Source organism: Neobacillus sp. PS3-40, assembly GCF_030915485.1.
Classification (GTDB): domain Bacteria; phylum Bacillota; class Bacilli; order Bacillales; family Cytobacillaceae; genus JAUZPL01.
The window spans coordinates 845733-871040 of record NZ_CP133266.1 but is presented as its reverse complement, the minus strand read 5'-3'; the positions used below and the strand labels follow the sequence as shown (position 1 = coordinate 871040).

General features: G+C 35.7%; 25 protein-coding genes and 1 pseudogene. 21 read left to right on the top strand and 5 right to left on the bottom strand.

Annotated elements, in window-relative coordinates; translation table 11 throughout:
- Positions 1-30: 30 nt before the first annotated feature.
- The 5 genes from RCG20_RS04400 (at position 31) to RCG20_RS04380 (ending at position 4433) form a co-directional block, all read left to right on the top strand.
- Entirely contained in the window at positions 31-1089 is a 1059-nt protein-coding gene (locus tag RCG20_RS04400; RefSeq protein ID WP_308183026.1) for a YpbB family protein, read from the top strand.
- The gene (locus RCG20_RS04395) at positions 1080-2576 is read left to right on the top strand and encodes a RecQ family ATP-dependent DNA helicase (RefSeq protein WP_308183025.1); all 1497 of its coding nucleotides are present in this window, start codon (positions 1080-1082) and stop codon (positions 2574-2576) included. The genes RCG20_RS04400 and RCG20_RS04395 overlap by 10 nt, the downstream gene beginning before the upstream one ends.
- Positions 2573-3178 carry a CPBP family intramembrane glutamic endopeptidase gene (locus RCG20_RS04390; protein WP_308183024.1) on the top strand — a complete coding sequence of 202 codons (606 nt, stop codon included), beginning with the start codon at positions 2573-2575 and terminating at the stop codon, positions 3176-3178. Before RCG20_RS04395 ends, RCG20_RS04390 begins: the two co-directional genes overlap by 4 nt.
- Positions 3171-3893, top strand: a complete 723-nt coding sequence (locus RCG20_RS04385) for a LysM peptidoglycan-binding domain-containing protein (protein ID WP_308183023.1) — start codon at positions 3171-3173, stop codon at positions 3891-3893. Before RCG20_RS04390 ends, RCG20_RS04385 begins: the two co-directional genes overlap by 8 nt.
- An 84-nt stretch (positions 3894-3977) precedes the next feature.
- On the top strand, positions 3978-4433 hold the full coding sequence (locus RCG20_RS04380) for a YpbF family protein (protein WP_308183022.1): 456 nt from the start codon (positions 3978-3980) through the stop codon (positions 4431-4433).
- A 38-nt stretch (positions 4434-4471) separates the two neighbouring features.
- On the opposite strand, the gene RCG20_RS04375 is transcribed toward RCG20_RS04380, so the two are convergent.
- The 3 genes from RCG20_RS04375 to RCG20_RS04365 are packed head-to-tail and all read right to left on the bottom strand — an operon-like array spanning position 4472 to position 5552.
- On the bottom strand, positions 4472-5041 hold the full coding sequence (locus tag RCG20_RS04375) for a manganese catalase family protein (protein ID WP_308183021.1): 570 nt from the start codon (positions 5039-5041) through the stop codon (positions 4472-4474).
- Between the two features lie 23 nt (positions 5042-5064).
- Entirely contained in the window at positions 5065-5325 is a 261-nt protein-coding gene (locus tag RCG20_RS04370) for a spore coat protein CotJB (protein ID WP_308183019.1), read from the bottom strand.
- Positions 5322-5552, bottom strand: a complete 231-nt coding sequence (locus RCG20_RS04365; RefSeq protein ID WP_308183018.1) for a spore coat associated protein CotJA — start codon at positions 5550-5552, stop codon at positions 5322-5324. The genes RCG20_RS04370 and RCG20_RS04365 overlap by 4 nt, the downstream gene beginning before the upstream one ends.
- A 147-nt stretch (positions 5553-5699) precedes the next feature.
- Here RCG20_RS04365 and RCG20_RS04360 point away from each other — a divergent pair, with 147 nt between their 5' ends.
- The 7 genes from RCG20_RS04360 to prsW all read left to right on the top strand — a co-directional run bounded on the left by RCG20_RS04360 (position 5700) and on the right by prsW (position 12873).
- The gene (locus tag RCG20_RS04360; protein ID WP_308183017.1) at positions 5700-6335 is read left to right on the top strand and encodes a CBS domain-containing protein; all 636 of its coding nucleotides are present in this window, start codon (positions 5700-5702) and stop codon (positions 6333-6335) included.
- 450 nt (positions 6336-6785) lie between these two features.
- Positions 6786-7550 (top strand): metallophosphoesterase, encoded by a 765-nt coding sequence (locus tag RCG20_RS04355; protein WP_308183016.1) that lies wholly within the window; start codon positions 6786-6788, stop codon positions 7548-7550.
- Between the two features lie 200 nt (positions 7551-7750).
- Complete coding sequence (locus tag RCG20_RS04350) at positions 7751-8332, top strand: genetic competence negative regulator (RefSeq protein WP_308183015.1); 582 nt, start codon at positions 7751-7753, stop codon at positions 8330-8332.
- A 271-nt stretch (positions 8333-8603) separates the two neighbouring features.
- Entirely contained in the window at positions 8604-9881 is a 1278-nt protein-coding gene (locus RCG20_RS04345; RefSeq protein ID WP_308183014.1) for a Glu/Leu/Phe/Val family dehydrogenase, read from the top strand.
- A gap of 122 nt (positions 9882-10003) precedes the next feature.
- Positions 10004-11005 carry a YpdA family putative bacillithiol disulfide reductase gene (locus RCG20_RS04340; protein WP_308183013.1) on the top strand — a complete coding sequence of 334 codons (1002 nt, stop codon included), beginning with the start codon at positions 10004-10006 and terminating at the stop codon, positions 11003-11005.
- A gap of 28 nt (positions 11006-11033) precedes the next feature.
- Positions 11034-11990 (top strand): asparaginase, encoded by a 957-nt coding sequence (locus RCG20_RS04335; protein ID WP_308183012.1) that lies wholly within the window; start codon positions 11034-11036, stop codon positions 11988-11990.
- A gap of 193 nt (positions 11991-12183) precedes the next feature.
- Entirely contained in the window at positions 12184-12873 is a 690-nt protein-coding gene (prsW, locus tag RCG20_RS04330; protein ID WP_308183011.1) for a glutamic-type intramembrane protease PrsW, read from the top strand.
- Between the two features lie 84 nt (positions 12874-12957).
- On the opposite strand, the gene RCG20_RS04325 is transcribed toward prsW, so the two are convergent.
- Both RCG20_RS04325 and RCG20_RS04320 read right to left on the bottom strand, forming a co-directional pair.
- A complete protein-coding gene (locus RCG20_RS04325) occupies positions 12958-14526 on the bottom strand; it encodes an IS1182 family transposase (RefSeq protein ID WP_308181295.1) in 1569 nt (522 codons plus the stop codon).
- Between the two features lie 423 nt (positions 14527-14949).
- Positions 14950-16299 (bottom strand): annotated as a pseudogene (locus tag RCG20_RS04320) (IS1182 family transposase).
- A gap of 467 nt (positions 16300-16766) precedes the next feature.
- On the opposite strand from RCG20_RS04320, the gene sleB reads away from it, so the two are divergent.
- The 9 genes from sleB (at position 16767) to RCG20_RS04275 (ending at position 25304) form a co-directional block, all read left to right on the top strand.
- Complete coding sequence (sleB, locus tag RCG20_RS04315; protein ID WP_308183010.1) at positions 16767-17534, top strand: spore cortex-lytic enzyme; 768 nt, start codon at positions 16767-16769, stop codon at positions 17532-17534.
- A gap of 14 nt (positions 17535-17548) precedes the next feature.
- Complete coding sequence (gene ypeB, locus RCG20_RS04310; RefSeq protein ID WP_308183009.1) at positions 17549-18898, top strand: germination protein YpeB; 1350 nt, start codon at positions 17549-17551, stop codon at positions 18896-18898.
- A gap of 86 nt (positions 18899-18984) precedes the next feature.
- Positions 18985-19647, top strand: coding sequence for a flagellar brake protein (locus RCG20_RS04305; protein ID WP_308183008.1), 663 nt, complete (start codon positions 18985-18987; stop codon positions 19645-19647).
- Positions 19648-19705: 58 nt separating this feature from the next.
- Positions 19706-19885 (top strand): YpfB family protein, encoded by a 180-nt coding sequence (locus RCG20_RS04300; RefSeq protein WP_308183007.1) that lies wholly within the window; start codon positions 19706-19708, stop codon positions 19883-19885.
- A 78-nt stretch (positions 19886-19963) separates the two neighbouring features.
- Positions 19964-20638 (top strand): (d)CMP kinase, encoded by a 675-nt coding sequence (gene cmk, locus RCG20_RS04295; RefSeq protein WP_308183006.1) that lies wholly within the window; start codon positions 19964-19966, stop codon positions 20636-20638.
- Between the two features lie 2 nt (positions 20639-20640).
- Positions 20641-21222 carry a lysophospholipid acyltransferase family protein gene (locus tag RCG20_RS04290; protein WP_308183005.1) on the top strand — a complete coding sequence of 194 codons (582 nt, stop codon included), beginning with the start codon at positions 20641-20643 and terminating at the stop codon, positions 21220-21222.
- A gap of 145 nt (positions 21223-21367) precedes the next feature.
- On the top strand, positions 21368-22507 hold the full coding sequence (gene rpsA / locus RCG20_RS04285) for a 30S ribosomal protein S1 (protein ID WP_308183004.1): 1140 nt from the start codon (positions 21368-21370) through the stop codon (positions 22505-22507).
- Positions 22508-22519: 12 nt separating this feature from the next.
- The gene (gene fni / locus RCG20_RS04280) at positions 22520-23569 is read left to right on the top strand and encodes a type 2 isopentenyl-diphosphate Delta-isomerase (RefSeq protein ID WP_308183003.1); all 1050 of its coding nucleotides are present in this window, start codon (positions 22520-22522) and stop codon (positions 23567-23569) included.
- 166 nt (positions 23570-23735) lie between these two features.
- Positions 23736-25304: an IS1182 family transposase gene (locus tag RCG20_RS04275; protein WP_308181295.1), complete on the top strand. Its 1569-nt coding sequence runs from the start codon at positions 23736-23738 to the stop codon at positions 25302-25304.
- Positions 25305-25308 lie beyond the last annotated feature (4 nt).

Below are 25308 nucleotides of genomic sequence, written 5' to 3'. Positions count from 1 at the left end.
AGTGCAAATTGTCGAAAGGTGGTAGGGGGAATGCGATATATTGAATATATTATTTTATTTTGTTTAAAAAAACTTAATGGCGAAAGAACTATATATTCCATCTACCACCTTCTAAAAGGAAAAAAATCATCACAGACGATTCAAGATGCACATTTATTCGGATTAATAAGGTTTTTTCGAATATATGAACCATTAACACGGGAAACCCTAGAAGAAGTGATCCAAAATGCATTGGAACATAAATGGATTTCCCCTTGTGAAGGCCAACGGTTTCTGCTAACAAATTTAGGTGAAGAGAAAATTAACCTATTTAGAGAAAATCATACTGATCCGATTTATATCAACGGGTGGCAGTTCAATTCGGTTGCACAGCAATTTTGGGAGAGACTAACGATGCTAATTCAGGTAGTATCAAATCTCGTTTTTCAAGAGACTCATTATATTCCTATTCAAAAAAATAAAACGGTTCATATTTGGCTAAAATCATTTTTGAAAAATAACCAGCTGGACAGAATCTTATTAGGTAAGACTATTTTTTCAGAACTGCTTGATTGCCTTGAAGATACAAATGAATTTGATCCTTCTGTTATTATTTTTAGGTTAACAGGATACAAACGTATTGGATTGACTTCTTTGCAAACTGCAGAAAAATTAGGAATGGAATTTTCCTCCTATCATATTGCATTTCAAAACGTCCTCCATTATTTGATTCAACAAGTGAAAACAGACATTAACAGGTATCCTGTATTATCCTTTCTACTTGTTGATATAAAAGAGAACAGCTTATTAACAAATTCATCACAAATCACATTTGATCTTGTTCAAAAAGGATGTTCGATTGAAGAAATTGCCAAGAGGCGCCATTTAAAAACGAGCACAATTGAAGATCACATTGTTGAAATAGCCCTAAAAATAGAGGAATTCTCCATCGATCCATTTATCGATTATGGAATTCAGAAAAAGATTATATCTGTAGCTCGTAAATCAGCTACAAAGCAATTAAAACTGATCAGAAGTAGCGTTGATTCTGCTAATTATTTTGAAATACGGTTAGTTCTTGCAAAATATGGTGCAAAACAATGGAATTAGAAAAACTATTAAAAAAGCACTTTGGTCATAGTTCTTTTAAACCCGGACAAAAAGAAGTTATATCGTCAATTCTGGCAGGTAATCATACTTTAGCCATGCTTCCGACTGGAACAGGTAAATCACTATGTTATCAGTTTCCTGGCAATTTATTAGATGGAACGATTTTAATTGTTTCTCCATTGTTATCACTAATGCAGGATCAAGTTGAGCAAATGATGAAAATTGGAGAAAAGCGAGTTATAGCATTAAACTCTTTTTTAACTGTCGATGTTAAAAAAGATGCTCTCCGTAATTTAGGCAAATACAAATATATTTTTATATCACCAGAGATGTTAAACGTTTCATATATTATTCAAAGGTTACAGGGACTATCCATTTGCTTATTTGTAGTAGATGAGGCACATTGTATTTCTCAATGGGGTTATGATTTTCGCCCTGACTATTTAAAATTAGGAGAGATTCGTGAGCAACTGGGGAATCCTCTTACATTAGCATTAACAGCGACAGCAACAAAGCAGGTTCGTGAAGACATTCTTCATTCACTCGGTATATCTGAAGTTGAAAGGGTTGAATCAAGTGTTGATCGTCCCAATATTGGTATTTTCATTGAAAAATGTGAAGATTATCGTGAAAAGCAAAACCGATTGATCGAGCTTGTCTCTACTTTGAAAGGTCCAGGTATTATTTATTTTTCTAGTAAAAAAGTGGCAGAGCAAATGGCAGCTTTATTAAGAGAAAAGGGTTTTAACGTTATGGCGTACCATAGTGGATTGGATCAGGAACAACGAATTTTAATACAACAGCAATTTATTTACGGCCAGTTAGACGTTATTTGTGCAACAAGCGCATTTGGTATGGGAGTTAACAAAGAAAATATTCGTTTTATTATCCATTTTCATATGCCATTGCAAATTGAATCCTACCTTCAAGAAATTGGTAGGGCAGGACGAGATGGAAAACCCAGCATTGCTATTTTGTTATATACATCAGGAGACGAACAGCTTCCCACTCAGCTTGTGGAGGGGGAATTGCCAACAGATCAACAAATTGATTGGCTATTCACCTGGTTACATCATAATGGGCAAACTGAAATCTTGAATTTGGATAGTAGTTTGAAAAATATTGGTGGATTTTCTGACATTCAATGGCGTTTTATCGATGAATTTTGTAGTCAATTATTTAGGAACCATACCAGCCTTGAAAAAAGCTGTGAAGTGATCAAAGAATATGTAAGTAATCGACTAGTAGTAAAGAAATCAAATATTTCTAGAGTTAAAAAATGGATAGAAATAAATGAATGTAGAAGGGATTTTCTTCTATCACATTTCGATGAATCTATTGGAAGAAATATTCCAAATTGTTGTGATATATGCCAAATAGAATGGAGCCTATTCATGGCAAAAGAGAAAAATGGATCACCAATAGAAAAAAGTGAGAAATGGAAAGACTATTTGGCCCAAATTCTTCTAAGTGAGTTGGAAAAATGAATAATAAATATAATAAAATAATTAAAGAGTTAACAGATAAAGAATTGCTCTTTCACTTATATGCCACACAAATAGTACTGCTCTTAATCACGTTCGTTTTAGGAATTCTATTTTATGATCATTTTTCTTTTCTAAATCAGTTAAAGTGGAATGACATTCGGATTTTGACAATAGGTGCAATGGCAGGATTACTAGTTGTCATTATTGATATTGTACTGATGAAATGGTTACCCTCGTCGTACTATCATGATGGGGGATTAAATGAAAAAATTTTTCAAAATAGAAATATTTTTCATATTGCATGGATTACTGTAACCGTTGCCTTTAGTGAGGAAATGCTTTTTCGAGGTATTATTCAAACGAGATTTGGACTAATAGTCGCAAGTCTTGTGTTTGCTGTTATCCACTACCGCTATCTTTTTAATTGGTTCTTATTTATTAACATTGTATTATTAAGCTTTTTAATTGGATTTATTTATGAATGGACAAACAACTTGGCAGTGACCATTGTAATGCATTTTGTGATTGATTTTCTACTAGGAATTCACATAAAATATAAAAATTTTAAAGACAATGAACAGGAAGGGTTAATCAATGAATAGAGAAGATCCGTATAGAGACCAGGCTGAAAAGTTAAGAAAAAGAATAGAAAAGATAATCGATGCTTCCAATGACGATTCCAGCATGCCTCCAAGAAGTGACTTGCATCGGTTAAAGAAAAAGAAAACAAAATGGAAATTAAAGTACCCAGTCATTCGATTATTAGTTTTGTTTTTCATTCTTCTTCCGATTACTATCTTTAGCATTTATTCATACATTGAAGGTAAGAAATATAGTGGAACAGAAAAAGCAACCGTTTCCTCACAAGGATATGAAACAATAGATTTTGAAAATCCAGATAAGCAAAAAGTGAAGCAAGATGAAGTAAATCCGCAAAAAAGCGAGGAAATCAATGGAACAAAGCAAGAAAATGAAAATAATAAAAATACTACCACAAGCGAAAACCCAGAATCAGATACCCAAAGTAATGGCGTTATTGAACAAAAAAGTGTAAAAACGCAATCTAGTTCAACTGATTCCATGACAAATGGACATGATACAGATAAAAATGGGAGCGGACAGGTTGATACGATTACCAAGAACCCTGAATCATATAAGATTATTTATCATACAGTTCAGCCACAAGAAACCCTTTTTCGTATTGCAATGAATTACTATCATGCAAGCGCTGGAATCGATATTATTAAACAGGCCAATCATATTCGGAATAATGATATAGAAACAGGTCAAGTTCTAAAAATACCTTTGAAGAAGTAGAAAATTTTAGCCCGAATTGCCCTTTTTGCACATATTTAAAAGGACAAGTTCATATGTATGTAAAAGATAGGGAGGGTGGTTACAATGGATTCTCCAATTCTTTTACTAGAACATACTGATCAGGCGACGAAACAAATGCTTGAAAATGTTAGAAAAAGAAAGGTGAAATTTGATAAATCAAAGCGCTTGCATACTATTTCCATTTGGGCAACTCTTGTTTTGACCTCAATCTATTTTATCTATTTGTATTTCACAATTGCCAAGCTGTATTCATATTCTTTTGCCGCAATGTTTTCTGCCTTTGTGAATGATTCAAACAATCTATCTTTTTTAGTTGTTACTGTTGGGTTGTATGGTTTTATGAACGTGCTTAAGCAAAAGAAAGAAAAGAAAGAGAAAGAATTTCATGAGCTCCGCTGTGAGATTGTTGACCGTAGTAAGGATTTGTGGAAAAAAGAAATGGAATGGAAAAACCGCCATATAGTCTTTGAAATGATGAAAACAAATTATGATATTAATTTATATCATGAAAAAAAGTAAGAAGCAGCCAAAACAGCTGCTTCTTAAAACTACCTCTATTAGAAAACCTTCTTCTGATTTTGGTCATCCTTCAAGATCTCGACAGCTTCACGGAAACGTTGTGCATGAATGATTTCACGTTCACGCAAAAAACGAAGCGAATCATTTATAGCAGGATCATCACTTAAATTTATAAGCCATTGGTATGTTGCTCTTGCTTTTTCTTCAGCGGCTATATCCTCATATAAGTCAGCGATAGGATCGCCCTTTGCAGCAATATAAGCGGCTGTCCAAGGAACACCTGAAGCATTTTGATAGAATAACGCACCATCATGGTTCGCGTAATGATCACTAAGACCAGCAGCTTTCATTTGGTCTGGTGTGGCATCTTTTGTCAATTTGTAAACCATTGTTGCGATCATTTCAAGATGTGCAAACTCTTCAGTGCCGATATCAGTGAGTAGCCCAATCACTTTATTTGGGATTGTGTACCGTTGATTTAAGTATCTAAGTGCAGCGGCAAGTTCTCCATCAGCACCACCATATTGTTCAATTAAAAATTTGGCTAACGATGGATTACAGCTACTGACTCGTACGGGATACTGTAGTTTTTTTTCATAAATCCACATTTACTTCATTCCCTCCCTGTTTTCTACAGTTGCCATGGCCAAGGGCAATCTGCCCAATTCCAAGGATACCCGGAATAGCTGTTACCATATTGCAATAATGGGCCAAATTTGCTTTCAAAAGATTTCTTTAGTTGTTTTCTCTCCTTCGCGTAATGATTAAATTGATTAATTGCTTCAAAATCATCCGGATGTGTATCTAAATACAGAGTGAGGTCAACCAACACAAAGTCAACAGTTTGGAGTTGTTCCATTAATGGATAGAATTCAGCAGGAACCTGATTCATATTGGACTGTCCTCCTTTGCCATTTCGAATGGACTGTAATATGGATCGTAAAATACTTTCCAAATAGTTCCCGCCCTAAGTGCTTCTGCAGGTGAAAATTGGGGTAGATTCGGTGGTTGATATCCCATATACAAATGAGGGGGAGTGGAATAAGTTTTGAACTTAATTGGTACGCATGGGTCAAAAGGACTAGCATAAGGCTGATACGTTTTATGATGAGTATTCATAGACGGCCTCCCTTTATTCAACATCACTTAATTTTATGAAAAATATCTGCATTCATGACTAAATCTTTAATTAGAAAAAAGGGGATTTCCCTGATGATGTTGAAATATATTAGATAAGGTAGAATTTATAACTTAGAGGTGATGGAAATGTTTGTGAAAAGCATTATGATACCGAAGCATAATTGTTTTACAGCTCAGCATGATGAAACATTAAAATCTGCTTTGGAGAAATTAGAAGCGCAACATGTGGATGGTTTACCAGTACTTGATGGTGATATGTATGTAGGTATCTTGACAAGATTTGGAATATACGAGAACTTCTTTCGTTCTAACAAACTAAAAGATGATTTTTTAAATTCAACATTTGTAAAGGATATTGCTACATTCCAGGAGAAATTTCTTGTAGGTGAAGAGGTTTTTGAAAAAACACTTCTTGATCTAAAAGATTTTCCTTTAATGGCTGTTGTTGATCAAACTCGTAAATTTCTGGGTGTTGTAACCAGGGCTGATGTATTAGAACAATTCCAAAGTGCATTTGGTATGAATCGACCTGGTGTTAGGATTGCCTTTACTTCTATAGAAACAGAAGGACGTATTGCTCGCCTTTCTGAAATTGCCCATCACTTCCAGGCGCCTATTGTTTCTCTTGTTACTTTCGATGAGACTGATAAACTTGTAAGAAGAATCGTCATGAAGGTTGAGAAGAAAGATAATATTGATCGTTTTACCAAGAAGCTTGAAGAAGATGGCTTTAGAATTTTAAGTATCAAAGAAGATGAATGATTAGTAATAGGTGAAAAAATGAAGATCCTGCTCATACATTGTTATGGGGGGGATTTTTTATGTGGAAAAAGAGTTTGAAATTAATGATTGGATTTGTGTGTGGTTATTTATACATAAAATTAATTTTTATTCATCCACCATTTTCCGTCTCTGAATTTTTTATTGGTCTTATAATGAGCCCTTTGAGATTTTTTTTGGCCGTATTAATGTTTTTTTCAGGATTCGTATTGATTGCTAAATTTATTAAGGAAACATTACAGCATACAAGGAGGGAACGGCAGGAAAAAAGGTATTGGAATATTGAACTATTTTTCGAATTTACTAGTCTAATTTTAATTTTTTTATTCTTATTCCAAATTGATAGGGTACACACTCTTATCTTTTTTAGTTTCAGTTTGATGTATGGTATGATTTCCATGGATATATAGAGTAAAGGGGGATAGCAAATATATGTGGCTTTTGATTGTATTTATGTTAGGAGGATGCCTCCTGTTATATAGTATGCTCCGTGAAGCATTTCTTAATAAGGTATCAAAAAAAGACTTGTTTTTTCCTGATTTCCCGGCATCATTCGGTCAAATTTCAATTTTTTTTATTTCTGATATACATCGGAGGGTAATTTCAGATAAGGTGATTGCTGATGTAATTGGGAAAACAGATTTGGTCATTATTGGCGGCGACTTGACGGAAAAGGGAGTTCCTATGAAAAGGGTCCAAAAAAATATCGATAAGTTGAAACAACTGGGACCAGTTTATTTTGTATGGGGAAACAATGATTATGAAGTAGATTTTCATGCATTAGATGTAATTCTTTTAGAAAGTGGAGTGAAAATTTTATATAATACCTCGGTCACGTTTGAATCAGAAATAGGTGAAAAGATTTGTTTGTTAGGTGTTGATGATCTTAATCAAAAGCTTGACAGACTTGATTTTGCCCTTATGGATGCGGAGGTCGATAGCTTTAAAATTTTAGCTAGCCACTATCCGCAAATTACAGAAAAGGTAAAACCAGAACATGGAATCCGCCTCGTTTTAAGTGGGCATACTCATGGAGGACAGATCCACCTTTTGGGCTATAGTCCATATGAACAGGGGAAAATAAAAATTCTTAAGAATACTACTGTATTAATAAGTAATGGGTATGGAACAACTATGCTCCCACTGAGGCTTGGTGCCCCTGCTGAGTGTCATTTACTAACACTTAAAAAAGGCTAATTTCTATTTCAGTATTACGTTCATCTACATTAAAAGGGTGTTTGCAATGTCGTGTAGAGACTGATTTGCATTAAAATGCACTATTGTGAATATGGCGTTTTAGAAAACATAGTTAGTCGGATTGGTGAGTAGACAATTCACCAACAAACAGCCGTGACATAAACTAAAATATGAGTTATGTGATGGCAGGGGGCAAAAGCATGCGCTTAGAACGCTTAACAGCCAATAAAATAAAAATTTTTTTAACTTCTGATGACCTTTTTGACAGGGGGCTCTCAAAAGAGGATATATGGAAAGATTCAATTAAATGGGATCAGCTTTTTCATGACATGTTAGAAGAGGCTAGTGAGGAATTTAATGTTGAAATTCAAGGTTCTGTTGCTGTTGAGGTTTTTTCCTTGCAGGCTCAGGGAATGATAATGATTATAACAGTAGAGGATGCTGAAGACGAGGAAGAAATGTTGTACGACGGTTTTATTGAAATGCAAGTAAGGGTTGAAGGCAGCGATAGCTTGCTATATGAATTTGAAAGTTTTGAAGATGTGATTGGTCTCTCAAAAAGATTAATGTCCATGGACATTAGTGGTGGAAATTTATATTCAATGAATAACCGATATTACCTACTTATGAGTCATTTGAATCCAATACATCTTGAAAGAACAGCATCCATTCTCTCAGAATATGGCAACGCATCAATTTTAAGTCCATATGTTCTGGCGGAATATGGAAAAAAGATAATTGAAAACAACGCGGTGGAAACCATTCAGCATTTCTTTAAGTAGGGAGTTACTTTTTCCCTAGAAAAGGAAGGGGCCACCGCCTCTTTGTGTTTAAATCAACAGTGTTAGTCACTTATGCCTTTACATAAATTAAGGTTAGTGTAGCTTCAATTTCTTAAAAAATAATTAATAAATTTAAAAATGACAGCGGTTACATTTATTGCTGTATTTTAATGAAAAATGCATTTTTCATCTTGCATAAATTAACTAAAAGTGTATACTATGTCATGAAAGCGACGACATTCGTAAGAGTTATTCTTTAGGAGGTTTACAAATGGTAGCCGAGAATGGAAACGATAAAAAAAATAACGAGGAACAACATGATGTGTTAAAATCAACACAGACTGTAATCCATAAAGCTTTGCAAAAGCTTGGTTATCCAGAAGAAGTTTATGAGCTCTTAAAAGAGCCACTACGTTTACTAACAGTTAAGATCCCTATTAGAATGGATGACGGATCAATAAAAATTTTCACGGGTTATCGTGCCCAGCATAATGATGCTGTTGGGCCAACAAAAGGTGGAATTCGTTTTCATCCGGATGTTACAGAAACAGAAGTGAAAGCCCTTTCTATTTGGATGAGTTTGAAATGTGGTATAGCGGATCTTCCATACGGAGGCGGAAAAGGTGGAATTGTATGTGACCCTCGTGACATGTCATTCCGTGAACTTGAAAGATTAAGTCGTGGCTATGTACGTGCAATTAGTCAAATAGTTGGTCCTACAAAGGATATTCCAGCGCCGGATGTATTTACAAACTCTCAGATAATGGCATGGATGATGGATGAGTATAGTAGAATTGATGAATTTAATTCCCCAGGATTTATAACAGGTAAGCCACTTGTTCTAGGAGGCTCACATGGACGAGATTCTGCTACAGCTAAGGGTGTAACAATATGTATTCGTGAAGCTGCTGCAAAAAAAGGAATTGATATTAAAGGTGCAAGAGTTGTAATTCAAGGTTTCGGTAATGCAGGTAGTTATTTATCAAAATTCATGCACGAAGCTGGTGCAAAGGTAGTTGGGATTTCTGACGCTTATGGTGGCCTTTATGATCCAGAAGGTCTAGATATTGATTACCTTCTTGATAGAAGAGATAGTTTTGGAACCGTAACGAAATTATTTAATAATACGATTACGAATAAAGAACTTTTGGAATTGGATTGTGATATCCTTGTTCCAGCCGCAATTGAAAATCAAATTACAGAAGAAAATGCACATAATATCCGTGCAAGTATTGTTGTAGAGGCTGCCAATGGACCAACTACTTTAGAAGCTACTCAAATTTTAACTGACCGTGGAATTCTACTTGTTCCTGATGTCATGGCGTCTTCTGGTGGAGTTATAGTATCATATTTCGAATGGGTTCAAAACAACCAGGGATACTATTGGTCAGAAGAAGAAGTGGAAGAAAAACTTGAAAAGTTAATGGTTAGATCATTCAACAGTATCTATGACACTGCACAGTCGCGCCGGGTAGATATGAGACTAGCAGCCTATATGGTTGGAGTAAGAAAAATGGCTGAGGCAAGCCGCTTTAGAGGCTGGATTTAATTGTAGTCATTGCACCAAAACTCTAAAATATTGAAATACGGTGGAGAATCTCCTATCATTGAAATGGTAGGAGATTTTTTTATATAGATTATAATTATGTTGTTTTGTTAGGAGTGTCAATTTTGCAAAAGGAAGATGTAATAATAGTTGGGGCAGGTCCTTGTGGATTAGCTGCTGCAATAGCGCTCCAAGAAATTGGGAAAAATCCTCTCATTATCGAAAAGGGCAATATTGTAAATGCTATTTATCATTATCCAACACATCAAACATTTTTTAGCACAAGTGAAAAATTAGAGATTGGTGAAATACCATTTGTTACGGAAAACTATAAACCGAAGCGAAATCAAGCATTAGTCTACTATCGAGAAGTGGCAAAGCGAAAAAAGTTACGAATAAATGCTTTTGAAAAAGTAATTAAGATTAATATGGAAGATAAAACTTTTCGAATTATAACGGATAAAAAAGTTTATATAGCACCATTTGTTGTGGTTGCAACGGGTTATTATGATCATCCAAACTATATGAATGTACCAGGAGAAGATTTACCAAAGGTTTTCCATTATTTCAAAGAGGCTCACCCTTTTTTTGATAAAGACGTGTGTGTTATTGGTGGAAAAAATTCCAGTATTGACGCTGCAATTGAATTGGAGAAAGCTGGAGCTAGAGTAACGGTTCTATATCGAGGCAGTGAATATTCTTCGAGCATCAAACCGTGGATATTGCCTGAATTTACTGCATTAGTGAAGAATGGAACAATTAAAATGGAATTCGAATCAACCGTTAAAGAAATAGTGGAAAACCAGGTTATTTATGAAAAGAATGGGGAACAAATTGAACTCCAAAATTCCTTTGTTTTTGCAATGACGGGCTACCATCCCGAACATCAATTTTTAAAAACAATGGGAATCAAAATAGAAGAGGAGTCAGGTAGACCTCAATTTGACCCTGATACGATGGAAACGAATGTGAAGGGGATTTACATTGCTGGGGTAATCGCAGCTGGGAATAATGCAAATGAGATTTTTATTGAAAATGGAAGATTTCATGGTGAGAAAATAGCTAATGATGTTAAAAAAAAGCTGGAAAATAAGTTTTATAATATAAATTGGCAAGACAAGTCATAACATTATAAATGATGGATAGGTGAGATAAATGAAAAAGGTTGTATTATTGACAACAGGTGGCACCATTGCAAGTAGGCCAAATAAAGAATCTGGTAAATTAGCTTCAGGCGCCATAACAGGGGAAGAACTAGCTGCCATGTGTAACTTACCTGAGCAAATTGAAGTAATTGTTGAATCTGTATTTCAAAAAGCAAGTATCCATATTACTTTTGACGATTTAGTTGTGTTAAAAGATAAAATTGAAATGTATTTTGATGACCCAGATGTATCAGGGGTGGTAGTGACACACGGTACGGATACTATGGAGGAAACTGCATATTTCCTAGACTTAACAATTAAGGATGATAGGCCTGTTATTGTTACAGGCTCGCAGCGCTCACCAGAGGATTTAGGAAGTGATGTATATATTAATTTAAGGCATGCTATTTTTTCTGCCTATTCGGATGACTTAAGAGGAGTTGGGACAGTAGTTATTTTTAATGAAAGAATTTTTGCAGCACGGTATGTAAAGAAAGAGCATGCTTCTAATATTCAGGGATTTAACTCATTTGGTTTTGGGTATCTCGGAATTATTGATAATGATGAAGTACATGTTTTCCAGAAGCCAGTTAAACGAGAGTACTTTAACGTTAAATCTCCGATTCCTCAAGTTGAAATTATTAAATGCTATATTGGAGCAGATGGAAAGTTTATTAAAGCAGCGAGAGATAGTTCCGTTCAAGGTATTGTCCTTGAAGGGGTTGGTCGTGGGCAAGTAGCACCGGAAATGATGATTGAAATTGAAAAGGCAATTGCCGATGGAATAAAAATAGTCATAACAACAAGTGCTGAAGAAGGCGCTGTCTATACAACATATGATTATAAAGGTAGTGCCTATGACCTTTATAACAAAGGTGTTATTCTTGGCAGTGACAATGATTCGAAAAAGGCAAGAATTAAATTAGCAGTTGCTCTCGCAAGTGGATTGATGGATATAAATTTCTAAGCATTATTTTAGTAGAATTTAACTCTTATTGGACAAAAGGAATTGTTTAGCGTAGAGCTTTGACCGGCTGGATGCAAAGGTCAAATCATTGGATTAAAGTTAACGTTCCTTTTTAGGAAGCTTGCGCTATCCATATATTCTTTAGAAACATAACATGTTAAACTAAAGAAAATGAATGGAAAGAGGATCATGCATGTTGGGAATATTATCGGCTGGAATTGCTCCAGGTTTAGCTTTACTCAGTTATTTTTATTTAAAAGACGAATATGATGCCGAGCCGATCTCTGTTGTTCTTAGAACATTTATATATGGAGCACTTCTTGTATTTCCAATCATGTTTATCCAACATGTTCTCGGTGTTGAGGGTGTAATTCATTCTAATTGGACTGATGCATTTATATCCTCAAGCATGCTAGAGGAATTCTTTAAGTGGTTTATCCTTTTCTATGCTGTTTACCAGCATGTTGCCTTCGATGAACCCTTTGATGGAATTGTATATGGTGCTTCTGTTTCGCTCGGATTTGCGACGCTTGAAAATATATTCTATTTGGTAGGAAATGGGGTTGAACATGCACTTTCCCGTGCACTTCTCCCAGTGTCAAGCCATGCCCTTTTTGGAGTAATAATGGGTTTTTATATTGGTAAGGCAAAGTTTACCGCAAATTCAAAATATAAATGGATAGTTTTATCACTAATAGTACCTTTCGGTTTACACGGATTCTATGATTATATTTTGATTTCTCAAGAACACTGGATTTTTGTTATTTTTCCGTTTATGATTTTTCTCTGGTGGCTAGGATTAAAAAAGGTGAAAATGGCGAAAGTATTAAGTGCCAATCACTTTAAAAAACAATATCCTGTTCAAAAAGAGGCTGGGACATAACTAGCTTCAAATAGTAAGAAAGGTGAATTTGAGCTTACTCAAATTCACCTTTCTCTATTTTGGGGTGTTAATTCTTCTATTACCTTAGTTGTTGGCAGTGAATTTTCTTAAATTCACTGCCATTAACGCGAGGCCCATTTCGTTTTCTACTTTCGATTTTCCTCGTACAGAAAACCGAGAGAAACGCAAATTAGCCTTCAAGAATCCAAAAACTGGTTCCACATCGATTTTGCGTTTTCGATAGATGGCACTCGTTTTCTCTTCTGAAAGCTTCTCTCTTACATATTCTTTTTGCTGTTCCCATTTTTCATTCACCATTAGTTTTCGATTGTTTCCTTCTTTTGCTTTTGTACATGATGAACGGAACGGGCATCCTGAACAGTCTTCGCACTCATAGATTTTGAACTTCCGTTGGAAGTCTGTACGGTCATTACGTATAGAATGATATTGAAATTTAAGAAGTTTCTGATTGGGACATGTATATGTATCTGTTTCTTCATTATACTGCCAATTGTCGGGATTAAATGTGTTTTGTTTATACTTTTTCTTTTGTTCTTTCAAATACATGTTATACGTAATAAGTGCTTCTCGTTTTCTGTTCGAAAGGATATCATTATAGTTTTGTTCACTACCATAACCTGCATCTGCGACAATGTGTTTCGGTAACTCGAAATAATGCTGCTCGATCTCATCTAGAAATGGAATTAACGTACGTGTATCTGTTGGGTTTGAAAATAAACTATAGGCAAGCGCGTATTGACCTTCCGTTGCGATTTGTACATTGTAACCTGCCTTCAATTGTCCGTTTTGCATATAATCATCTTTCATTCGCATAAATGTCGCATCCGGATCTGTTTTAGAATAGCTATTACGTGTGCCAAATATTTCAAAGTCTTGTTGGTATTTCTGTTTTCGTAAGACAAAATCAATCAACTGTTTACGCACTTGTTTCGGGTATTTACGTTCACTTCTTAAGGCTTTTCGTTCTAGAACGTCTGTCGATACTTCAATTTGTTTATCATACTCGGTTACGACATCGTCCACTTTTTTAACCAATTGAGCGATCTCTTCCAATGATAACTGTTCATCGCTTTCACATTTAATTTCAGGTATGATTTCGTTCTCAAGTAGTTCATTGTATAGCTGATTTGACTTTTCAATTAAACTTTGATGATATTTCTCAACCGATTTCTTCCAGACAAACGTAAATTTATTCGCATTTGCTTCAATCTTTGTGCCATCGATAAAAACCGCTTCTTGATCGATAAGTTTTTCTTCAATCAATTGGCAACGGAATTGGACGAAACATTGGCGGATTAAATCTTTCACTTCTGATTGAACACGGAATCGGTTTATTGTGCGGTAGCTTGGTTCATGTCCTTGAGCCAGCCACATCATACGGATACTATCTTTTAATAAGGCTTCAATTTTACGCCCTGAAAAGACAGATTGTGTGTAGGCACATAAGATAATTTTAAGCATCATGCGTGGATGATAGGCTGGGCAACCCTCATTTCGAAGAAATGGTTCGAACGCTTCATGAGGGATACTTTCAACTAAATGATGGACATGGTAGGCAATATCATTATTTTGTAATTTTACTTCTAAATCTAAAGGCAAAACTAATTGATTCATGATATAATTTTTGAACATAAGGACCCTTCTTTCGGATGAAATTTGGTGTGGTAACTTTATTTTATCAGAAGTGGCCCTTATTTTTATTGGAAAATAATCAAAGCCGGTGAAATTTTACTTATCGTAAAATTCCACCGGCTTTTTCATCTCAGAGGTGGGTTTTGTCCCAGCCTCCAGATTGTCGAGAAAGGGGTATTTTTCTCGGCAATTTTTATTTTCTCAGAATCCGAATACCAAATTTATCAAAGCTCTCTGCAAATGGGCCTGTTGATTTCCGCTCCAGGCACTCGCTTTCCGCGGGGAGGTCCTGAAGCCTCCTCGGCGTTACCGCCTGCGGGGTCTCCAGTGACCTCTATATCCCGCAGGAGTCGAGTGCCCTCCGCTCCAATCAACAGGGGGTAAATCAACTTAAAGTATTGCAACACACTTTTTCCAATTTAGCTAAATGTGTTGCAATCTTTTTATATTTTGGCATGCGGCAGTAAGGAGAGTCTGCTCGGATGCATTCTTCAATCCCCGTAACCGGCAATAGCGGAAGCCCATGCAGCTCTTCCAGAGTCTGCGAAGCTTCGCTCAATTTTTTCCTTTCCAAATTTATAAAGTATTTTTCCAGATTTAGATAAGCGATTTAAACTTACCTTTTCTTTGTGCTCCTCCCAAACATGACGTGTTACAACTTTCACTTTATTTTTTGAGCGTGTACATTGGGATAAAAATGGGCAGTTCGTACACTTCTTCGAATCAGATTTGTATTCCCTATATCCCTCAAGGGTTGTAGTTTTGTAGGTTAATTCTTTGTTGTTGGGGCATATGTACAGGTCACGATCTTTATCGTATGTAAATTTCCATTTGGGAAATAAACCAGTAGTAGGATGGTATCTTCTATGGGCAATGACTCCAAAAATTTTCCGATCAGAAAGTCCTTTGCAAATGGGATTTGTAAGATACCCTGAATCTAATGCTACAGCTTCCACCTTAAATCCAAATCGTTGGACCTGACGGTCCAACCTACTAAGATAGGGAACAGAATCATGAACATGAAACATGAACATTGCCAGATGTAACATAAACGTCAGTAATTATATTTAACTTTATATCCGTAGTTCGGTGGTCAAGATAACAGAACATTTCTTGTTTATTTTCACGGGACATAAAACCACATTCTGGGTCAGTAGTAATTACACGAATTTCCTTAGTTTCTTTTACTTCGTCCTTTTCTTTTAATGGCTTTTTTCCGTGTTTAAGTCTATCTTCTTCAATCGACTTGTTTAAGTCATCAAAATATTCTCGAGTATCTACTTCCACTTCTTGTCTCGTAATCTTGTTTTTATTTGCATTTGCCTTTAAATGTGTAGAGTCCGTAAATAAAACACGTCCGCCAACCATCTTATGATTTATTGCTAGAAGTACAATCTCATCAAAAATCTCCTGAAAAATAGTAGTATCCTTAAAACGGTGTTGACGATTTCAACTAATCGTTGAGTGATGAGGTACAGAGTCCTTGAATTTTAGACCTAAAAACCAGCGATAGGCAACGTTTGTTCTAATTTCTCTCTCTAGTTGGCGTTCAGAACGAATGCCATAAATATAACCAATAAACATCATTATAAAAAGAATAAGGGGATCAGTTGGGCGTCCATTATCATCGCTGTAATATTGGCGGATTTTTTCTAGAAGAAACGAAAAATCAATATATTTATCAATCAAACGAAGTAGATGATCATCAGGCACTAATTCATCAATAGATACAAATTCATATTCATTTTGACTAGACTCTTTTGGCTTAAACATTGATTTCACCACTTTTTTTATTATTTATTAGTTGAACGTAAGTTCTTTATTGAAAGACACTCTGTTGATTGGAGTGGAAGGCGCTCCACTCCTGCGGGAGTACGGGACAGGGGAGATCCCGCAAGCGCTTCAGCGCTGAGGAAGCTCCCGGCACGCCCGCGGAAAGGGAGCGCCTGGAGCGGAAATCAACAGACCAGTTACAAAGCTAATATACTAATATCATTATGACAAATTAACGCGGTTAATCGTTAAAGAATCTGCGCGAAATAATAAGCTGTTTAAGGGTTTTTCGACAGCCTGACCCTTCATTCTTAATGAAGGGTTTTATTTTTTTGATAATACTCAAAGTTCTTAAATAATTCTAAATATCGATAAGGGGGGGAAAATTTTATTTTTTGAATAAAATTTCCTTTAGAACAAAAAATAGGATCATGTTAAAAGATTTAAATTATGGGGGTTCTTACTTTATGAAAAGGAAAAAAGTTCTAATACAGTCTTTTTTACTAATCTCCCTTTGTTTTCTGCCGTTGTCGCAATTTGAGGGTCATCAAAGGGTATACGCATTTTCCAATCAAGTTATTCAACGTGGGGCAGTTGGAAAGGATGTAATTGAACTTCAATCAAGGCTCAAATATATTGGCTTTTACCACGGGAAAATTGATGGGGTTTTTGGGTGGAGTACATATTGGGCATTGAGAAATTTCCAATATGAATTTGGACAGCCGATCGATGGACTTGCAGGACAAACAACAAAAAATAGGCTGGTAAGGGTAACCAAATATAATAAAACAAGTGTTAGAAATCAAACAGTGTCGAGTCCGCCTAAAAAGAGGGCTGCAAAAGCTAATAAACCTACAGCGGCAAACACACCAAATGGGTTTTCGCAAAATGATATTCAATTAATCTCAAATGCTGTTTACGGGGAATCAAGAGGGGAGCCCTATACAGGGCAAGTTGCAGTTGCGGCCGTCATTCTAAACAGAATCAATAGCTCATCATTTCCAAACACGGTTTCAGGAGTTATTTTTGAACCAGGAGCTTTCACTGCTGTTGCAGACGGTCAAATATGGCTAACCCCAAATAAAACTTCCAAAAAGGCAGTTTTAGATGCAATTAATGGCTGGGATCCGACAGGTGAAGCATTGTATTATTTCAATCCTGCAACTGCTACTAGTTCATGGATCTGGTCCAGACCACAAATTAAACGAATTGGGAAACATATATTTTGCAAGTGAAGGGGTGACTAGAATTGATTAGAGGAATATTAATAGGTGTTCTTGCTGTCGGTGTTGCTGGAACAGCCTATTGGGGATATCAAGAACATAAGGAAAAAAACGCTATCCTTATAAATGCTGAAAATAATTATCAACGTGCCTTCCATGATTTGTCCTATCAAGTAGATTTATTGCATGACAAAATAGGGACATCACTCGCAATGAACTCTCGTAAATCACAATCGCCTGCTTTAACGGAAGTATGGAGAATCACTTCCCAGGCTCATAGTGATGTAGGTCAATTGCCATTAACATTGCTACCGTTTAACAGGACGGAAGATTTTTTAACGAAAATAGGAAATTTCAGCTATCGAACAGCCGTTAGGGATTTAGATAAAGAACCATTAACAACAAAGGAATACTCTACATTAAAGTTGCTTTACAAGCAATCTGGTGATATACAAAATGAACTTAGAAATGTTCAACATATGGTTTTGAAAAATAACCTACGTTGGATGGATGTAGAAATGGCACTCGCATCTGGAAAGGAAATGTCAGATAATACAATTATCGATGGCTTTAAAGCAGTTGAAAATACCGTTTCAGGCTATGATGAAACAGATCTTGGCCCTACATTTGCAAATTTGCAACAAAAGGATGAAAATTTTAAAAATGTTAAAGGCAAAAAAATTACAAGAGTTGATGCGATAAAGATCGCAAAAAAATATATGAAATTTAATGGAAACACAGATGTATCAGTAACAGAAAGCGGCAAAGGTTCAGATTACGGATTTTATAGTGTTTCGCTAAAAAAACCAACGAAAAATATGGAAGCAAGTATGGATATAACTAAAAAAGGTGGATATCCTATCTGGTTTATCAATTCTCGAAATGTGCCCAAACAGTCTATTAGCTTAAATGAAGCGGGTAAAAAGGCTAGTGCCTTTTTAAAAGAAACAGATTTTAAAAATTTAATTTTGTTTGAGAGCACACAATATGACAATATCGGTGTCTTTAATTTTGTGACAAATATAAATAATATAAGGGTGTATTCTGAAACGATCAAAGTAAAAGTGGCATTAGATAATGGAAATATTGTTGGGTTTTCTGCAGATGAATACTTGAAATCGCATCATCCAAGAAAGATTGCTGCGCCTTCGATTACAAATAAACAGGCACGTTCAAAAGTTAACCCTAATTTAAAGATAATGGAAGAACGGGAAGCAATTATTATGAATGATTTAAATCAAGAAGTTTTATGTTATGAATTCCTTGGGACTATTGGATCAGATACCTACCGGATTTTTATAAATGCGAAAAGTGGATTTGAAGAAGAAGTTCAAAAACAAAAAAATGCCGAAGAAGTATATAAAGATGTAATGTAGGAGAAGCGATAGTGCTTTTCCTTTTTTTTATAAAATGTAATAATAAAAAGTAAGGTTTCTATGGGAAAAAGAGGGTGTGAAAAAACATGTTACATATTGGGGATGTTTTAACGCTAGAGCTAAAGAATTCAGACCAATCGGAAAAATATAAATGCAGGCTTGTGGATAGGAAAGGCAATGATTATTATATTGATTATCCGTTAAGTTTAGAAACGAATCGGACTGTTTTCTTGTTAGATGGCACACAATTAAATGTTTCATTTGTTGGACCTGATGGATCATCTGTCTTTAAGTTTGAAACAGAAATTAAAGGTAGGATTAAAAAGAATATTCCAATGCTAATTATCTCATATCCAGGGAATGAAAATGTAAGAAAAATACAACGTCGCCAGTATGTTCGAATTGAAACTTCTGTGGATATTGCAGTCCACCCACTTGATTTTGAATTTCCCCCATTTGCATGCGTCGCGGATGATATTAGTGCGGGTGGAGTATCTTTCCTTGTTCCCATTGAGTCTAGCCTCAAACAAGGAATGAAAATTCAAATTTGGCTTGTTTTAGTCTTGCAAAACGGAGAATATCATTATATGAAACTACCTGGTCAAATTGCTAGAATCTTTGACTTTAATGAAACAAGAAACAAAATATCATTGCAATTTAATGATATTACTAGCCAGGAAAGGCAGCTTCTTTTGCGATTTTGTTTTGATCGACAGTTGGAAATTAGGAGGAAGGAACTGCATCAGTAGAATAAAACGAAGATTACACTCCAATAATACAAATATGTTGTGTTAGAGGAGTGATAATTTGAAAACTGTCGAAAGAGTTTTAATAAAACTAGCTATTATCCAATTCATATTCCTTCTTTTGTCTCAGGTCATTCTTCATCAATTGGATGCTTTCCCGCAATTAAAGCAACTGACAAAATATGAAGGTGTAAACAAGAATTCATATACTGAAATACTAGAAACGTTTAATGGGGAATAGTTTTTGAAAAAGAAACTAAAATTATGGTAAAATAAGCATATAAAACAAACTTATTTTTGTGCGGTTTTAGGAGGAAATATGGAAAAGAAATTTTCAATTGCCATTGATGGGCCAGCAGCGGCTGGGAAAAGTACGGTGGCAAAAATTATTGCAGAGAAATTATCCTATATCTATATTGATACTGGTGCTATGTATCGAGCACTAACATATAAAGCTATAACTAATAAACTTAATTTAGAAGACGCAGATGAATTGTATGAAATCCTTTTAAAAACTGATATTAAGTTGGTACCTTCCATCAACGGACAATCAGTATTTTTAGATCATCAAGATGTGACAAAAGAAATTCGTTCCAATATCGTTACCAATTCAGTGTCATATGTCGCCAAACAGCAAAAAGTACGTGAGGAAATGGTGAAAAGGCAACAAAAATTTGCATTTGATGGTGGAGTAGTTATGGATGGACGAGACATCGGTACTCACGTTCTGCCAAATGCTGAAGTGAAAATTTTTTTACTAGCAAGTGTTGAAGAGAGAGCATTAAGGCGTCATAAAGAAAATATTGAAAAAGGCATCCCTTCGGATCTAGAAAAATTAAAAGAAGAAATTGCAACCAGAGATAAAATTGATTCGGAAAGAGAAAGTTCTCCTTTGAAAAAAGCAGCCGACGCAGTGGAAATTGATGCGACATCTCTTTCAATCCTTGAAGTGGTGGAGAAAATAATGGTTCTTGTGCATGAAAGGATTGAATAAGTGTGACATTTTATACATTTGCAAGGGCAGTTTCAAAAGGTATTTTAAAATCAATATATCGTTTTGAGATAGAGGGGTTGGAACATATCCCAGCTGAAGGCGGAGTATTGATTTGTTCGAACCATATTAATAATTTTGATCCTCCAGTTGTAGGATTTAGTATTCCAAGACCTGTCTATTTTATGGCGAAGGAAGAATTATTCTCTGTTCCTGTCTTGGGATGGGCTATCCGAAAAAGCAATGCCTTTCCAGTTAAAAGAGGTATGAGTGATAGGGATGCATTAAGAAAAGGTTTAACTATTTTAAAAGAAGGAAATATCTTGGGATTATTTCCTGAAGGAACTAGGAGTAAAACTGGTGAACTTGGAAAAGGGTTATCTGGAGCTGGTTTCTTTGCTTCAAGATCAAATGCGATGGTTGTCCCATGTGCCATTATTGGCCCATATAAGATTTTTCATAAAATCAAGGTAGTTTACGGAAAGCCAATTGAAATCACTGAAATGAGAAAACAAAAAGCATCTGCTGAAGAAGTTACTGAATTTATAATGTCTGAAATCCACAAACTTATTCTGGAGAATAAATAGGCTTCCACTTGACAAAAGGTGACTTTTGTAAGAAGTTTATAAAAAGAAGATATTTTTGAATATTCTTATTTTAAAGGTAATAAGGTAAATATATTGTATTTGCCACATCATATAGTTGTAGTCATTGGATTAAGGAGGAATACATATGTCGGAAGATATGAATCAAGTAGAAGTGAAAAATTATGAGATTGGCGACCATGTAAAAGGGCAAGTTACAAAAGTAGAAGAAAAACAGGTTGTTGTGAATATCCCATTTAGCAAAGTGGATGGAATTATCCCTATTAGCGAGCTCTCTAGTCTCCATATTGAAAAAGCGTCTGACGCAGTTACAGAAGGCGACGAGCTGGACCTGGAAGTTTTAAAAGTTGAGGAAGATGCTTTAATACTTTCGAAGCGAAAAGTAGATGCTCTAAAAGCATGGGAAGATTTAGAGCAAAGATTTAAAAACAACGAGGTTTTTGACGCAGAAGTAAAAGATGTTGTTAAAGGTGGCCTTGTTGTTGATTTAGGTGTACGTGGATTTGTTCCAGCATCACTTGTTGAAGCGCATTTTGTTGAAGACTTTTCCGATTATAAAGGGCAAAAACTTTCTTTTAAAATCGTTGAATTTGAAAAAGAAAAAAACCGATTAATCCTTTCTCATCGTGCTGTTGTTGAACAAGAAAAGGGAAATAAGAAAAAAGGATTGCTTGAATCACTTTCTGTTGGACAATTACTTGAAGGCACTGTTCAAAGAATAACTGATTTTGGTGCATTTGTAGATATCGGTGGAATAGATGGACTTGTCCATATTTCACAACTATCCCATGAACATGTTGAAAAACCAGCAGATGTTGTTGAAGAAGGGCAAAAGGTTCAAGTTAAGGTATTGAAGGTTGACCGTGATAATGAGCGTATTTCCTTATCAATAAAGGATACAACCCCAGGACCATGGGTAAATCTTTCTGAAAAAGCGCCTAAGAGTAGCGTTTTAACGGGTGTTGTAAAAAGGTTAGTTCCCTATGGAGCATTTGTAGAGGTACTACCGGGGGTAGAAGGTCTTGTCCATATTTCTCAAATAGCTCATAAACATATCGGTACACCACATGAGGTTTTAAAGGAAGGACAAGAAGTGAAAGTCAAAGTGCTTGAAGTTAATGAAGCAGAACAGCGCATTTCGCTAAGTATAAAGGAGCTTCTTGAAAAGGATACTGAGGAAAATTTCGATTATGTTCTACCTGAGGAGTCAAAAGGCTTCCAACTTGGTGAAGTAATTGGAGACATGTTAAAAAATCTAGGAAAATAATGGTGATATTTCGTGTCAAGATCTGAAAGAAAATGGGACCACATTCGATATGCACTTGAAAGTGAACAAAAGCGTTATTCTGCTTTTGAAGATATCCAATTTATTCACCAAAGTGTACCTGAAATAAATGTAGAAGATATTCGTTTGGATCATAAAATTGGCGAACTTCGTTTAAGTTCGCCAATTTTTATCAATGCAATGACCGGTGGTGGCGATGAAAAAACATATCGAATAAATAAAGAATTTGCTATGGTTGCCAAAATGACGGGACTCGCAATGGCAGTTGGTTCACAAATGTCTGCAATAAAGGATGAATCACAAAGGTATACGTACGAGGTGGTTCGGAAAGAGAATCCAAATGGCATTATTATTGCTAACTTAGGTAGCGAGGCAACACCAGAACACGCAAAAAGGGCAATTGAAATGATTGAGGCAAACGCTTTGCAATTACATCTAAATGTTGTCCAAGAATTAACCATGCCTGAAGGGGATCGGGATTTTACGGGTGTCCTACGTAGGATTGAAGCTATTATGAAGGAAGTAGATGTTCCTGTTATTGTAAAAGAGGTTGGGTTTGGAATGGCCCGAGAAACGATCACTGAACTATCCGAAATTGGAGTTTCTTTCGTTGATGTAGGAGGGACTGGGGGCACAAACTTTGCAGAGATTGAAAACAAACGAAGAGAGAGATCCCTTTCCTTCTTTAATAACTGGGGAATTCCAACACCAACTTCTATCTTGGAAGCAGTTGATGTAGCTAACCATCCTTCTGTTATAGGATCAGGTGGTGTCCGGTCAAGTCTTGATATTGCTAAATGCATTGCATTAGGTGCAGACGCAGTAGGGATAGCAGGTTTGTTTTTAAAAGTCCTACTAGATAGTGGCATGGAGGCATTACAAGCTGAGATTGCATTGCTACATCACGAATTGTCTTTTATTATGGCTGCAATGGGAGCAAAAACAATTTCAGACCTAAAAAATGCTCCGTTGATGATATCAGGAAGTACGTATCACTGGCTAAATCAAAGAGGGATTAATACAGCAAAATATAGTCAGAGGTAAATTTACAAAAGAGGCTGGGACAAAACCCACCTCTGAGATGAAAAAGCCGGTGGAATTTTACGATAAGTAAAATTTCACCGGCTTTGATTATTTTCCAATAAAAATAAGGGCCACTTCTGATAAAATAAAGTTACCACACCAAATTTCATCCGAAAGAAGGGTCCTTATGTTCAAAAATTATATCATGAATCAATTAGTTTTGCCTTTAGATTTAGAAGTAAAATTACAAAATAATGATATTGCCTACCATGTCCATCATTTAGTTGAAAGTATCCCTCATGAAGCGTTCGAACCATTTCTTCGAAATGAGGGTTGCCCAGCCTATCATCCACGCATGATGCTTAAAATTATCTTATGTGCCTACACACAATCTGTCTTTTCAGGGCGTAAAATTGAAGCCTTATTAAAAGATAGTATCCGTATGATGTGGCTGGCTCAAGGACATGAACCAAGCTACCGCACAATAAACCGATTCCGTGTTCAATCAGAAGTGAAAGATTTAATCCGCCAATGTTTCGTCCAATTCCGTTGCCAATTGATTGAAGAAAAACTTATCGATCAAGAAGCGGTTTTTATCGATGGCACAAAGATTGAAGCAAATGCGAATAAATTTACGTTTGTCTGGAAGAAATCGGTTGAGAAATATCATCAAAGTTTAATTGAAAAGTCAAATCAGCTATACAATGAACTACTTGAGAACGAAATCATACCTGAAATTAAATGTGAAAGCGATGAACAGTTATCATTGGAAGAGATCGCTCAATTGGTTAAAAAAGTGGACGATGTCGTAACCGAGTATGATAAACAAATTGAAGTATCGACAGACGTTCTAGAACGAAAAGCCTTAAGAAGTGAACGTAAATACCCGAAACAAGTGCGTAAACAGTTGATTGATTTTGTCTTACGAAAACAGAAATACCAACAAGACTTTGAAATATTTGGCACACGTAATAGCTATTCTAAAACAGATCCGGATGCGACATTTATGCGAATGAAAGATGATTATATGCAAAACGGACAATTGAAGGCAGGTTACAATGTACAAATCGCAACGGAAGGTCAATACGCGCTTGCCTATAGTTTATTTTCAAACCCAACAGATACACGTACGTTAATTCCATTTCTAGATGAGATCGAGCAGCATTATTTCGAGTTACCGAAACACATTGTCGCAGATGCAGGTTATGGTAGTGAACAAAACTATAATGATATCCTTTCGAACAGAAAACGAGAAGCACTTATTACGTATAACATGTATTTGAAAGAACAAAAGAAAAAGTATAAACAAAACACATTTAATCCCGACAATTGGCAGTATAATGAAGAAACAGATACATATACATGTCCCAATCAGAAACTTCTTAAATTTCAATATCATTCTATACGTAATGACCGTACAGACTTCCAACGGAAGTTCAAAATCTATGAGTGCGAAGACTGTTCAGGATGCCCGTTCCGTTCATCATGTACAAAAGCAAAAGAAGGAAACAATCGAAAACTAATGGTGAATGAAAAATGGGAACAGCAAAAAGAATATGTAAGAGAGAAGCTTTCAGAAGAGAAAACGAGTGCCATCTATCGAAAACGCAAAATCGATGTGGAACCAGTTTTTGGATTCTTGAAGGCTAATTTGCGTTTCTCTCGGTTTTCTGTACGAGGAAAATCGAAAGTAGAAAACGAAATGGGCCTCGCGTTAATGGCAGTGAATTTAAGAAAATTCACTGCCAACAACTAAGGTA